The organism is Cobetia amphilecti (assembly GCF_020217465.1).
Taxonomy (GTDB): domain Bacteria; phylum Pseudomonadota; class Gammaproteobacteria; order Pseudomonadales; family Halomonadaceae; genus Cobetia; species Cobetia amphilecti.
The window spans coordinates 1078369-1091222 of sequence record NZ_CP084115.1 but is presented as its reverse complement, the minus strand read 5'-3'; the positions used below and the strand labels follow the sequence as shown (position 1 = coordinate 1091222).

Below are 12854 nucleotides of genomic sequence, written 5' to 3'. Positions count from 1 at the left end.
TCATTCGCCCTTCGAGGCGGCGACCGCGATGTCCTGCACACCCGCGTTGCGCAGTGCATCCATCGTCTCGACCAGCAGACCGGTCTGTGAGCGGCTGTCGGCCTGGATCACCACCGGCTGACCATCGGCAAGATCGGCCACGGCGTCGCCGACGCGATGGGCATCCACCGGCTTGCCGTCGACCCAAACCGCACCCTCGGCGGTGATGGCGACCATGACCGCCGCGTCAGGGCGTGCCGTGGCGTTGGAGGCTTCCGGACGCTGGATCTCGACCCCGGACTCCTTGACGAAGCTGGTGGTGACGATGAAGAAGATCAGCATGATGAAGACGACATCCAGCATCGGCGTCAGATTGATCTCGCCGCTGTCTTCCGCGGCCTCCATGCGACGTCTACGCATGTGGTGTCTCGCTTGTATCAGAGGAGGAATCAAAGCCGTTCGCAGCGGACATGCCGGAACGTGCATCGTCGACGGCGCGCGCCAGACGGTCGTGCAGGCGCTGGTCTTCACGACGCACCACGCGCTCGAAACGCGTGACGAACATCAGGCCCACCACCGCGACCGCCATGCCGGCCAGCGTCGGCAGCGTGGCGCGTGCCACACCATCGGCCATGGCACGCGCCTGACCGGTGCCGGCGATCGCCAACGAATCGAAGACATGGATCATGCCGGTCACGGTACCCAGCAGCCCCGCCAGCGGACAGATCAGCACCAGCAGCTTGAGCCACGGCAGCGGCGCACGCAGGCGTGACAGCAGCTCACGGGTCAGCACTTCGCGATGGGTGAGCGCCGACCAGCTGTGGTGCTCGCTGCGCGCCACCCAGTCGTGGATCAACTGCTGACGCGCCGGACGATGCACGAGCCGCCAGTAGAGGCCGCGTTCCAGCGCCAGCCCGAACAGCACCATGGCGATCAGGCAGATCACCACGATCAGCGGGCCACCGCTTTCCACCAGCCGCATCACTGGCGCGAAGCCACCGCTCAGCAAGGAAGAGGCGGCCAACGAATCAGGCATGCTCGGTATCCCGCTGACGCGCCGCCGTGCTGGCAGCCTTGCTCGGGGCGCGCTTCTCGAGGTGGTCGGCCAGACGTGCACTGGCGCGGCCCTCGAGGCGGCCCATCAGGCCCTTGGACAGACTGGAAAGCCCGGTCTGGGCGAACAGCAGCGGCACGGCGGTCACCAGACCCAGCACGGTGGTCACCAGCGCCTGGGAGATACCGCCGGCCATCAATTTGGGGTCGCCGGTCCCGAAGACGGTGATCGACTGGAAGGTGCCGATCATGCCGGTCACGGTGCCCAGCAGACCCAGCAGCGGCGCGATGGCAGCCAGCAGCTTGACCAGCGCCTGGCCACGTTCGAGCCTGGGCTGCTCGGCCAGCAACGCCTCATCGAGACGGGCTTCGAGCGCTTCCGGCTCGTGATCATGGCGCATGCCTTCAAAGCGATGCAGCACACGGCCCAACGGGTTGTCGTCACTGAGCTGGCTCAGGTCGGCTTCCTGACGCTTGACCGCCCGACGGGTCAGCGACAGGCGCACCAGCTGGATCAGCGCGATGATCAGGCCCAGCACGCCAAGACCGACGATGACGTAACCGACGGCGCCGCCCTGCTTGAGACGCTCACCGAGACGCGGCGCCCGCGCCAGCGCCTGGGTGACATCGCCACCGGTGGGATCGAAGCTCAGACGATCACTGTCGCCGGCATCGAAGGCCGCCAGCTGCTTGCGAATGCGCAGCGGCGTGGTACCCGCAAGGCCGAGGGTATCCAGCGCAGAGGGACCATCCACAGCCTTGTCTTCCGACAGCGGCGCCAGCAGGTGGCGACCACTGAAGGCCATCTGTTCGCCGACGCGCACGATCTCACGCGGCTTGATGCTGCCATCCGGCCCGGCCAGCGGTGCCTGGAAGCGCAGCGCGCGACCGCTTTCGGTGGCGATGCTGCGGATGTCCGCGGTCAGGGCGGCGAGTCGCTCGCGGCCCGGCACCTCATCGCGCGGCCCCAGGTCCGGCAGACGCGCCTGGCCGCCGACCAGCAGCCAGTTGCCCGCCAGTGCTTCACGCGTCTCGCGTGCATGCTTGCGTGCCACCTCGAACACCTGACCGAGATCGCCCTGCTGGGCCTGACGCTCTTCGTCCAGACCGCTGAGGGTCGCCTGTTGTTCCTGCGCTTCGGCCTCGAGGGTCGCGCGCGTCTCGCGCAGACTGTCACGCCGCGCCTCGGCCTCGCTGACCGCCGCTTGCAGCGCCTCGCGATCCGACAACAGGGTGTCGAGACGCGCCTGGTCGCGGCCCTCGGCCTGACTGGCGGCCTGTTCGAACTGTTCGACGCTCAGTGACTGCTCGGCACTGCCGGTCGCCGCCAGCACGGCGGGAGATGACAACGTCAGCAGCCCCAGGGTGCCGGCCGTCAGCAACAGGCGTGACAGAGACGCACGTGGCGCTTGTGAATTCGTCGCCATCAGCTGGACTCCTGCGCGGTACGGGTAGTGGTGGTACGTGTGCTGGTGACTGCCGCGGCAGCCTGATCGGCGCTCTCGAGCGCGGACTGCGACAGGCGCCCCTTCGGAGCCAGCTCGACGTCCTCGACCGGCACCGACAGCGGCAGGGTCACCAGTGACGGTGCCTGCTGGTCACGCGCCATGCTGATGCCCTTGCGCAGCGCTTCCAGGCCGCTGTCATCCAGTACCTGCCAGCTGCCATTTCTGGCCTGCCAGGCGCCACCATGCTGACCATCCAGCGTCAGGTAATAGAGGCCGACGCGGCCGACACGCAGATACTGCACCTCGGTGTCTTCCCCACCGACAAGCCCTGCGCGCCAGGTATCGAAGCCCTGACCGTAGCTCAGCTCCTGCTGCCAGGCGTTGAGCAGCTGATCAAGACGCTCGTCATTGCTCAAACTGGCATTGGAGAGGTTGTCACGCAGACGCTGGACGCGCGCGAGGCGCTCGCCCTTGAGAAACGGCAGGTCCTGCTCGATGAAGTCCGCCAGCTCCTCGACCTGCTGACGCAACAGGCCCGGCAGCGACTCACGCGTGGCCTCGAGATTCTCCAGCGCCGTGCGCTGGCGCTCGATACGCGCCGCGCGGTCAGCATTCAGCGGCGTCAGTTCCGCGGTATAGCTTTCCAGACGCGCGGCTTCCTGACGCGCTTCACGCAGGCGCACCAGCAGCGCACGCGTCTCGTCATCGGCGGCGTCGATGCGCGCCTGCAGCTCACGCTGGGTTTCCTGATGAGTGGCGGCACTGTCACGCAGTGTCTCGGCATGCGCCGGCAATGCGGTGGCTGTCAGCGGTGCAATCAGCACCAGCGCCGGGAGCAGGCCGCCAAGGGCTCGCACGCACGGGAAGGGGAAAGAAGTCGAACGCCGCACGGACATCTCCTGAAGAACTAGGCTTGGTTGCATCCTCGGTCGCCTGCCAGGCCGCTAGTGGCTTCCGAGTGGAAATGCAAATCACTGGCATGGACGGTATTACAAACAAGAACAATTATCAATTGATCTTGCCTCGCTCTGCCCCATCAGCAGGCCCTGAAACCTGCAATGCAGCGTTGCACTTTTCTCCTGACGCTCTCTCCCCTGCCCTCGCCCCAACCCTTGCCTGTAGACACAAAAAAACGCGACCCGCCGAAGCGGGTCGCGTTGATTGGCCAGGCCACCTTGCGGTGTCTCGGCCTCAGCCTTGCGGGGCGTTGCTCAGAGCTTGCCTTCCAGCTCCGGCAGTACCTCGAACAGATCCCCGACCAGGCCGTAATCCGCGACCTGGAAGATCGGCGCTTCGTCGTCCTTGTTGATCGCGACGATGACCTTGGAGTCCTTCATGCCCGCCAGGTGCTGGATCGCCCCGGAGATGCCGACGGCGATGTAGAGGTCCGGCGCGACGATCTTGCCGGTCTGGCCGACCTGCATGTCGTTGGGCACGAAGCCGGCGTCGACCGCAGCGCGAGAGGCACCGATGGCGGCGCCCAGCTTGTCGGCGATACCGTTGAGCAGCGCGAAGTTCTCACCATTGCCCATGCCGCGGCCACCGGAGATCACCACCTTGGCGGAGCCCAGCTCAGGGCGCTCGCTTTCGGCCAGGGTTTCCTCGACGAAGCTCGAGACGCCTGCATCCTCGACCACGTCCACGGCCTCGATGGCCGCCTGTCCGTCGAGCGCGACCGGATCGAAGCCGGTGGCACGCACGGTGATGACCTTGAGCACATCGTCGCTCTTGACGGTGGCGATGGCGTTGCCGGCGTAGATCGGGCGCTGGAAGGTATCGGCGCTCTCGACGGCGATGATCTCGGAGATCTGCGCCACGTCCTTCAGTGCCGCGACACGCGGCATGAAGTTCTTGGCGGTGGTGGAGGCGCTGGACAGCACATGGCTGTAGTCATCGGCCAACGCCACGACCAGTGCCGACAGGTTCTCGGCCAGCTGATGGGCGTAGACGGCATTGTCGGCGACACGCACACGCGCGATGCCGGCAAGCCTGGCGGCCTGCTCGGCGACGGCGCCTACGCCCTCACCGGCGACCAGCAGATCGATATCGCCACCGATGGCGGTTGCGGCTGCCACGACACTCGCGGTGCTGCTGGTCAGCTGGCCATCATGATGATCGGCAATGACGAGAATGCTCATGAGATCACCTTTGCTTCGTTCTTGAGTTTGTCCACCAGCTCATCGACGGAGCCGACCTTGATGCCGCCCTGACGCTCGGCCGGCGGCGTGACCTTGACCAGTGACACCTTGGAGGCCGTGGAGACACCCAGCTCTTCCGGCGTCTTGACGTCCAGCGGCTTCTTCTTGGCCTTCATGATGTCCGGCAGCTTGGCGTAGCGCGGCTCGTTGAGGCGCAGGTCAGTGGTGACCACCGCCGGCAGGTTCAGCTTGACGGTCTGCAGGCCGCCATCGATCTCGCGGGTGACGCTGACGCTCTCGCCATCGACCACCACTTCGGAGGCGAAGGTACCCTGCCCCATGCCAGTGAGTGCCGCCAGCATCTGACCGGTCTGGTTGTTGTCGGCATCGATGGACTGCTTGCCGAGAATCACCAGGCCGGGCTGTTCTTCCTCGACCACCTTGGCCAGCAGCTTGGCCACGGCCAGCGAGTCGACGGCGTCATCGGTCATCACCTGCACGGCGCGATCGGCACCCAGCGCCAGCGCGGTACGCAGCTGCTCCTGGGCGGCCTTCGGGCCGATGGTGACGGCCACGACTTCGGTCGCCACGCCCTTTTCCTTCAGGCGCACCGCTTCTTCCACGGCGATCTCGCAGAAGGGGTTCATGGCCATCTTGACGTTGGTCAGATCGACGTCAGACTGGTCAGCCTTGACGCGAATCTTGACGTTGTAATCGATGACGCGTTTCACCGCGACGAGTACTTTCATGGTGTCCTCGCTGATTTCTCATGGAGTACCAGTGACCGTGAGGCCGCCAGCGCTCGATTCATGCAAGCGTTTGATAGGTGAATATCTTCCACAGATGACCGTGATGACAAGTGTCTCGCCACGATATCCGCTGGCACCCGACGGATGAAGTCAGCCAGACCGGCGTGGTTTTCACTCTCCGGGCGCCGCCATTCTCATGCGGGCATCTTGCGCAGAATTGGTTGCCGGGGTCAAACCTGACAATCACTCTCAACACGCCCGAGCGTGAAACCCATCGGGCGATTTCCTGCAACGCCCCCGGTGGCTATTACGTCAGACCCAAGCATAATAAACAAACGGTCGTTTTAAATGCTACTGTTGCGGCATGCTATGCGGCTGCTTCGCGCCAGCGCCTTGTGTCGAGCGGCCGATCGTCCGTGCAGGACATGGCGTACCAGCGTGAGTCGCACCCCTATTTTCACTCCGACGAGTCGTGCCCTGACGCACGCCACGCCGGAGGTTCACTGCCCAGCGAACGACTGTGGTCGTTCGTGACACGCCCGCCCCGCCGGATCCGCGGGGCCCTGACGGCGCAAAGATTGAGGAGACGGGTCATGGAACGCGAATTCATGGATTTCGACGTGGTCATCGTCGGTGCCGGCCCTTCCGGCCTGGCGGCGGCCTGCCGACTGATGCAGCAGGCCAACGCGGCCGAGAAGGAGCTGACGGTCTGCGTGGTCGAGAAAGGTTCTGAAGTCGGCGCGCACATCCTGTCCGGCGCCGTGCTCGAACCGCGTGCACTGACCGAGCTGTTCCCCGACTGGGCCGAACGCGGCGCACCGCTCAAGACGGCCGTCACCCGTGACGAGGTCGTGCTGCTCAAGGATGACCAGAAAGCGCAGGTCATCCCCAATGCACTGGTTCCCAGGACCATGCACAACGATGGTAACTACATCATCAGCGCCGGCAATCTGACCCGCTGGCTGGGCGAGCAGGCCGAGGAGCTGGGCGTCGAGATCTTTCCGGGCTTCGCCGCCCAGGAAGTGCTGCATGGCGAGGATGGCACGGTGCGCGGCATCGTGGTCGGTGACATGGGTGTGGCCGCCGATGGCAGCGAGAAGGATGGCCACATGCCGGGCATGGAGCTGCGCGGCAAGTACACCCTGTTCGCCGAGGGCTGCCGTGGCCACCTGGGCAAGCAGTTGATCTCGCGTTTCTCGCTCGACAGCGAAGCGGACGCCCAGCACTACGGCATCGGCTTGAAGGAGCTGTGGGATGTGCCCGCCGAACAGCACCAGCCGGGACTGGTGGTGCATGGCAGCGGCTGGCCGCTCAAGGGCAACGCCGAAGGCGGCTTCTTCCTCTATCACACCGATGACCAGCAGGTGGTGGTGGGCCTGATTGTCGATCTCGCCTACGACAACCCGTACCTGTCGCCCTTCGATGAATTCCAGCGCATGAAGCAGCACCCGACCCTGGCCCGCCATCTCGAGGGCGGCAAGCGGGTTTCCTACGGGGCGCGTGCCATTGCCAAGGGCGGCCTCAACTGCCTGCCCAAGATGAGCTTCCCGGGCGGCCTGCTGATCGGCTGTGACGCCGGCACCCTCAACTTCGCCAAGATCAAGGGTCTGCACACCGCGATGAAGTCCGGCATGCTGGCGGCGGAAAGCGTGTTCGACGCCATCAAGGGCGGTGACGAAGGCGGTGAAGACCTGGTCGACTTCGGCAAGCGCTTCAAGGACAGCTGGGCCTATGAAGAGCTGGACGCCTCGCGCAGCTTCGGCCCGGCCATGCACAAGTACGGCACCTTCCTCGGCGGCGCCTACAACTTCCTCGACCAGCTGACGGGCGGCCGCCTGCCGACCCTGCATGACACCACGCCGGACTACGCGCGCATGCGCCCGGCGGCTGAGTGCACCAAGATCGAGTACCCCAAGCCGGACGGCAAGCTGTCCTTCGACAAGCTGTCCTCGGTGTTCCTCTCCAACACCAATCACGAGGAAGACCAGCCGTGCCACCTGCGCCTGTCCGACCCGGAGCTTCCGGTGCGTGACAACCTGCCGCGCTACGCCGAGCCCGCCCAGCGCTACTGCCCGGCCGGTGTCTACGAGATCGTCGAGGAAGCCGGTGAGCCGCAGTTCCAGATCAACTTCCAGAACTGCGTGCACTGCAAGACCTGTGACATCAAGGACCCGGCGCAGAACATCACCTGGGTCGCGCCGGAAGGCGGCGGTGGCCCCAACTACCCCAACATGTAAGCCCCTGCTGCCCGCCAGCTGACAACGCCGCCACTGCCCTGCCGTGGCGGCGTTGTCGTGTCTGGCCCTCCTCATTCCTCAGCGCCACAGGCGCGGAAGCCTTGCGCCCCGTAAGTGCTTCTTGTTTTATTCCAAAACAATCTCAAAGCGATTGTTGATATAACAGCTTCTCGGTAGCACATTAGCCTCCCTCGAATTCAGACTCACGCCATCGCTTCGGAGCCACCATGTCCGTCACACGCCAGATACTGCTCGCCCTGGGGCTGGGCATTCTCAGCGGCCTTGCCCTGAACGCCGGGGCAGGCGCTCTGCCCGAAGGCAGCGTCGCCTGGCTCGACAGCCACCTGCTGACGCCGGTGGGTCAGATCTTCTTGCGCCTGCTGCAATTCGTGGTGGTGCCGATGGTGTTCGGCGCACTGATCATGAGCCTGACCAACCGCGAAGGTGGCGCCGACGTCGGTCGCCATGCCGGACGCCTGCTGGGCAGCTATGTGGTCACCAGCGCCGTGGCACTGACGCTGGGCATGCTGGTCGCGCATTGGCTGACGCCGGGCAGCGGCGCCGAGAGCCTGGTGGATTCAGCACCTGAAGGTCGCAACGCCGACAGCATCGCCCAGTGGCTGGTGGGCCTGGTGCCCAACAACCCCTTCACCGCGCTGGGTGGCGGCGGCCTGCTGCAGGTCATCTTCGCGGCCGCCCTGATCGGGCTGGCGATGCGCGCCCTGCCAAAGGAAAGCGCGCCGCTGCATCACGTGATCGAGAGCGGTTACACCGTCAGCCTCAAGGTGCTGTCCTTCGTGCTCAAGCTGGCGCCGGTGGGGGTCTTCGCACTGATCACCTCGGTGATCGCCACCCAGGGGCTGGACCTGCTGTTGCGCCTGGGCATGTACGTGATCGGCCTGATCATCGCGCTGGCGCTGATGGCACTGCTCTATCTGGTGCTGCTGGCCGTCACCGGTGCCCGCCCGCTGGCCTTCGTGCGCCACTTCGGCCAGAGCCTGGGCTTCGCCTTCGGTACCGCAAGCTCCGGCGCGACCCTGCCGCTGGCGCTGGGCAATGCCCGCGACTACGGCATGAATGAATCCCTGGCCAGCTTCGCGCTGCCCTTCGGGACTGCCCTCAAGCGTGACGGTGCCGCCGTGCTGCAGGGCTTCAATGCGCTGTTCGTGGCGCAGCTGTTCGGCATCGATGTCACCACCTCGCTGGTGATCACCGTGTTCACCACCGGCCTGCTGGTCAGCTTCTCGACGGCTGGCGTGCCGGGTGCGGGGCTGGTCGCGATGACCACCGTGCTGGGCGCGGCAGGGCTGCCGCTGGAAGGCGTGGCCGTGGTCGCCGGGGTGGACCGCTTCACCGATGGCCTGCGCACCGCCCTCAACGTGATGGGCAACTGCGCCAACGCCGCCCTGCTGGAACGCTTCGATTCGCGCAAGCCCGCCGCGGAGCCCAAGTCGCAAGCGTAAGCACGCACGCAAAGAGTCAGGTAAAGCGCCCCACAAATGACAACGCCCGCCAGAGGTTTCTCTGGCGGGCGTTGTCATTTGTGAAGCCGTCATCGCACTGGCGCGTGCGTCTACTTCTCGCTGGCCTCACCGGTGGCGACCGGACGCGCGGGATCACTGATCCAGTCACTCCAGGAGCCGGCATACAGGCGCGGCAGCGGCAGCCCCGCGATCGCGAAGGCCAGGATGTTCTGGCAGGCACTGATACCGGAACCGCAATAGGCGATCACCTCACCCTGCGCCGGCAACAGGCTGCGCAGCTCACGCATCAGGCTCATGCGGTCCTTGAAGCGGCCATTGGCTTCCAGATTGCTGGGGGTCGGCCGGCAGAATGCCCCGGGGATATGGCCTGCCACCGGATCGACCGGCTCCTGCTCACCGCGAAAACGCGCCTCGGCCCGGGCATCCAGCAAGCTGTCATCCGTAACGGCCACCTCTTGGGCGCTGACCAGCAGGCTGTCATCAAAGCTCGGCTGCCAGTCGCTGGGTGTGGGGCTCACCGGTTGGGCAGGCGCACGCTTGAGCTCGCCCATGGCCTGATTCCAGGCCTGGATTCCGCCATCCAGCACCCGCACATCCGGATGCCCGGCCCAGGTCAGCATCCACCACAGCCGCGCCGCCGCCATCTGCCCGCCCATGTCGTCATAGACCACCACCTGCTGCTCGGGCGTGATGCCGAGGCGGCGGAACAGCTCGGCCGTCGCCTGATGTGACGGCAGCGGATGCCGCCCGCCCACGCCGTCCTCGCGCACGGCGGCCGACAGATCACGGTCCATATCGACATGGATGGCACCCGGCAGATGGCCTTCACGCCACAGACGCTCGCCGGCTTCCCCATCGTCGAGACGCGCACGGCAATCCAGCACCACAGGCGACTTGAGGCCCGCCATCGCCAGCTGGGTCACCAGCTGGCTGGCATCGATCAGGGGCGCCTGGCGCTGGTCCGGCACCAACAGCGATGAGGCGGAGACGGAGGCTGCCGCCAATGCGGCAGGATCAGGATACTGAGCCATGGGAACTCCTTTTCAGGCAGACGAAGATGCGCTGCAGGCATGATGGTGCTCGGCGCAAGGCTTGGCAATCGCGCTGCCTTGTCGCCCGAGTCTCAAGTCCATTGTCACAAGGGTCACAAGGGTCACAAGGCTGTCAGCGGGGCACGCGTGGCGATCAGGCGGCGCTTGTTGCCATCGGCGAAGCGCACCTCGATCAGCGGATTGGCCTCATTGCCGGAGACCTCTTCGATCACCCCCTCACCGAAGCTCTCGTGACGCAAGCGCTGACCGACCTCCCAATCACCGACGCGTCGCAGCACGGCCGGCTCGCCGCGTGGAGAGCGATTGCCCTGTCGAGCGCCGCGAGCATAGGTGCCGCCCGAGCTGGACTGGCCTTGCGCAGTCGACTTGCTGGCCGGCTTGCCCGGGGACTTGGCGACCTTCTTCGGCAGCGCTTCCAGCGTCGGCGGCGTGATGCCGTGACGTGCCAGAGGCAGCCGCGCCAGATAGGCCTCGCCAAGTGCCGGCGCCGCCACACGCAGGCGCTCGTCGCTTCCGTCCGCTGACTCGCGGGAGGCCTCATCGCCGTCCTCGGCCTGCAGACGGGCGAGCTTGGCGCGCTTGCCGGCACCGTGAATCCAGTCGCCGAGGCGGGTGCAGTCCTCCACGCACAGCTCGGCCAGGAAGCGGCTTGGCGTATGCGTGCCGCCGTCACGCCACAGGTGCAGCTGCTCGCGGGCACGCGTCACGCCGACATAGCACAGGCGTCGCTCCTCCTCGAGGCGCTCCGGCGACAGCGGGTTGTCACGCGAGTAGGCCGGGAAGTCTTCCTCGTTCATGCCCCACAGCCCCACCAGCGGCCACTCCAGCCCCTTGGCCCCGTGCACCGTGGTGATCAGCACGCCGTCGGCGGCGTCCTCGACCGGATTGCGCAGCAGATTGATGAAGGCGTCGGGGTCATTGGCCAGTTCCCCTGCCTGCTCGATCAGCACATCCAGCAGGCGCACATCCTCCTCGCCCTTGTCACGCCGGGCCGCGGCGCGGCGCAGCACCTTGTCGGCCTCCAGCTCATCGACCACATGACGCAGCAGCCGCGCGGGCGCCCAATCGCCCAGCGAGGGCAGATCACACAACAGCTTCCAGCGCTTGTGCAGGTTGCGGCGTTGCAGCGGCTTGAGCCCCTCGAGGATAGGGTCTTCCTTGCGTGGCCAGCGCTGGCTGTCGGCTAGTTGCTGACACAGGCGCTCGAGGCGCTCGCGCGCGACGAAGGCGGTGGGCTGGGTGAACAGCAGCAGCAGGTGCGCCGGGTCGCGCAGACGCGTGGCATCACGCGCCAGCTCCAGATAGCCCGCCAGCGCCTGCACCAGCGGCAGACGGAACACGAAGCGATCCCCCTGCCCCAGCCGGAAGGGAATGCCGGCCTTGAGCAGCTGCAACTGCACCGGTACCGACAGCGCCCAACTGCGCACCAGCACGGCGGCCTCGGCGCCACTGCGACCCGACTCTCGCCAGGCCGTGAGCGCCGCGACCAGACTGGCGGCGCCCTGGCCTTCGAACAAACGCGTCGCCGGCGTGCCGGGCGCGGCCAGACACAGCTGGTCCGGGCGGCGCGCATTGGCGGCGATGGCGTGATTGGCCGCCAGCGCCAGACGATGACCGTGGCGAAAGGTGTAACTGAGCGGGAAATCCAGCGGCGCGGCGAAGCTCTCGGCAAAGCGCGTCAGCATGTAGTCAGGCCGCGCGCCACGCCACTCGTAGATGCACTGGTTGGCATCGCCCACGGCCATGACTTCTGCCATGGCGCTGGAGGCTGCGGGCGACGACTCGCCGCCGGACGGCGCACCCGCCAGCAGCGCCAGCATGCGCTGCTGCGCCTCATTGATGTCCTGATACTCATCGATGATGACGTGCTGCAGATGCCCCTGGATGCGCGCACGAGTCTCGGGCTCCTTCTCCAGCTGACGCAGCGGCCGGTAGAGCAGATCGGCATAGGTCATCTGGCCGTACTGCTCGAGCAGCTGCTCCAGCTGAGCGAAGGACTCGACGAAGTGGCCGGTGTGCTCGCCGAGATTCATGCGCTCATACAGCAGCGTCGGCTCGCACATCTCGGCCTTGACCAGATCACAGAACTGGGCGAGCGCTTCGAGACGCTCGCCCTCGAGCGCTGCCTCACGATCGGCGCGATCGGCATCGCCCAGCGCACGCTGGGCGGCCTGCTTGAGCAGACGCTCCAACGCCCAGTCCTGCTGGATGAGTTCGCGCGGCTCGAGGCTGCCCCAGCGCACCAGGGTGGTAGTCAGGCGATGGCCGATGGAGTGGAAGGTGCGAATGTCGGGTAGCCGTGTGCCCGGCGGGGCCGACTGCGCCAGCTTGGCGACGAAGTCCTCGCGCGCCGAACGGTTGAACATCAGCACCAGAATCCGCTGAGCCGCAATGCCTTCCGCCAGCAGGCTCAGCACCCGCGCCACCAGCGTGGTGGTCTTGCCGGAGCCCGCCACCGCCGCTACCCGCGCATGCCTCCCACGATGCGCCACCACGGCGCGCTGCTGATCCGTCAGCCGTTGCGTCAGCTGATCGACGGCCAGCGCCAGTGGCGATGCTGCAACGTCTGGCCCGGAGGTTGCGGTGCTGTCGGGCTCGATGGGAGGAAGTGGTGACGACATGAAGACCTGCAATGGCTGACGGCGAGAGAAAAGGAGCGAAGCAGAACGCGAGGGGCATACGAAAGAGAGAGCGGAAGGCGGCAGGCTCAAAAA

The 12854-nt window shown here is 66.2% G+C and carries 10 protein-coding genes; 2 read left to right on the top strand and 8 right to left on the bottom strand.

Annotated features, from left to right (window positions below; translation table 11 throughout):
- From LCW13_RS04670 to LCW13_RS04645, 6 genes are all read right to left on the bottom strand, one after another.
- Nucleotides 1-399, bottom strand: a complete 399-nt coding sequence (locus LCW13_RS04670) for an ExbD/TolR family protein (protein WP_043331884.1) — start codon at nt 397-399, stop codon at nt 1-3.
- Nucleotides 392-1015: a MotA/TolQ/ExbB proton channel family protein gene (locus tag LCW13_RS04665; RefSeq protein ID WP_082388107.1), complete on the bottom strand. Its 624-nt coding sequence runs from the start codon at nt 1013-1015 to the stop codon at nt 392-394. The genes LCW13_RS04670 and LCW13_RS04665 overlap by 8 nt, the downstream gene beginning before the upstream one ends.
- Nucleotides 1008-2459 carry a MotA/TolQ/ExbB proton channel family protein gene (locus LCW13_RS04660; RefSeq protein WP_225347704.1) on the bottom strand — a complete coding sequence of 484 codons (1452 nt, stop codon included), beginning with the start codon at nt 2457-2459 and terminating at the stop codon, nt 1008-1010. The genes LCW13_RS04665 and LCW13_RS04660 overlap by 8 nt, the downstream gene beginning before the upstream one ends.
- The gene (locus LCW13_RS04655; protein ID WP_225347703.1) at nt 2459-3370 is read right to left on the bottom strand and encodes a DUF3450 domain-containing protein; all 912 of its coding nucleotides are present in this window, start codon (nt 3368-3370) and stop codon (nt 2459-2461) included. Before LCW13_RS04655 ends, LCW13_RS04660 begins: the two co-directional genes overlap by 1 nt.
- A 321-nt stretch (nt 3371-3691) precedes the next feature.
- On the bottom strand, nt 3692-4618 hold the full coding sequence (locus LCW13_RS04650) for an electron transfer flavoprotein subunit alpha/FixB family protein (protein WP_225347702.1): 927 nt from the start codon (nt 4616-4618) through the stop codon (nt 3692-3694).
- Nucleotides 4615-5367 (bottom strand): electron transfer flavoprotein subunit beta/FixA family protein, encoded by a 753-nt coding sequence (locus LCW13_RS04645; RefSeq protein ID WP_225347701.1) that lies wholly within the window; start codon nt 5365-5367, stop codon nt 4615-4617. The genes LCW13_RS04650 and LCW13_RS04645 overlap by 4 nt, the downstream gene beginning before the upstream one ends.
- A 593-nt stretch (nt 5368-5960) precedes the next feature.
- Here LCW13_RS04645 and LCW13_RS04640 point away from each other — a divergent pair.
- Together LCW13_RS04640 and LCW13_RS04635 are read left to right on the top strand one after the other, a co-directional pair.
- Complete coding sequence (locus LCW13_RS04640) at nt 5961-7604, top strand: electron transfer flavoprotein-ubiquinone oxidoreductase (protein ID WP_153635265.1); 1644 nt, start codon at nt 5961-5963, stop codon at nt 7602-7604.
- Nucleotides 7605-7831: 227 nt separating this feature from the next.
- The gene (locus LCW13_RS04635) at nt 7832-9067 is read left to right on the top strand and encodes a dicarboxylate/amino acid:cation symporter (RefSeq protein WP_225347700.1); all 1236 of its coding nucleotides are present in this window, start codon (nt 7832-7834) and stop codon (nt 9065-9067) included.
- Between the two features lie 110 nt (nt 9068-9177).
- Here LCW13_RS04635 and LCW13_RS04630 read toward each other — a convergent pair whose 3' ends face one another.
- Both LCW13_RS04630 and LCW13_RS04625 read right to left on the bottom strand, forming a co-directional pair.
- Nucleotides 9178-10119: a sulfurtransferase gene (locus LCW13_RS04630; protein ID WP_225347699.1), complete on the bottom strand. Its 942-nt coding sequence runs from the start codon at nt 10117-10119 to the stop codon at nt 9178-9180.
- Between the two features lie 122 nt (nt 10120-10241).
- The gene (locus tag LCW13_RS04625; RefSeq protein WP_225347698.1) at nt 10242-12761 is read right to left on the bottom strand and encodes an ATP-dependent helicase; all 2520 of its coding nucleotides are present in this window, start codon (nt 12759-12761) and stop codon (nt 10242-10244) included.
- Nucleotides 12762-12854 lie beyond the last annotated feature (93 nt).

What these genes read in the sequence shown, in the direction of transcription:
- LCW13_RS04670 (WP_043331884.1), bottom strand. Translation starts at nt 399, where the DNA reads ATGCGTAGACGTCGCATGGAGGCCGCGGAAGACAGCGGCGAGATCAAT.
- LCW13_RS04665 (WP_082388107.1), bottom strand. Translation starts at nt 1,015, where the DNA reads ATGCCTGATTCGTTGGCCGCCTCTTCCTTGCTGAGCGGTGGCTTCGCG.
- LCW13_RS04660 (WP_225347704.1), bottom strand. Translation starts at nt 2,459, where the DNA reads ATGGCGACGAATTCACAAGCGCCACGTGCGTCTCTGTCACGCCTGTTG.
- LCW13_RS04650 (WP_225347702.1), bottom strand. Translation starts at nt 4,618, where the DNA reads ATGAGCATTCTCGTCATTGCCGATCATCATGATGGCCAGCTGACCAGC.
- LCW13_RS04645 (WP_225347701.1), bottom strand. Translation starts at nt 5,367, where the DNA reads ATGAAAGTACTCGTCGCGGTGAAACGCGTCATCGATTACAACGTCAAG.
- LCW13_RS04640 (WP_153635265.1), top strand. Translation starts at nt 5,961, where the DNA reads ATGGAACGCGAATTCATGGATTTCGACGTGGTCATCGTCGGTGCCGGC.
- LCW13_RS04635 (WP_225347700.1), top strand. Translation starts at nt 7,832, where the DNA reads ATGTCCGTCACACGCCAGATACTGCTCGCCCTGGGGCTGGGCATTCTC.
- LCW13_RS04630 (WP_225347699.1), bottom strand. Translation starts at nt 10,119, where the DNA reads ATGGCTCAGTATCCTGATCCTGCCGCATTGGCGGCAGCCTCCGTCTCC.
- LCW13_RS04625 (WP_225347698.1), bottom strand. Translation starts at nt 12,761, where the DNA reads ATGTCGTCACCACTTCCTCCCATCGAGCCCGACAGCACCGCAACCTCC.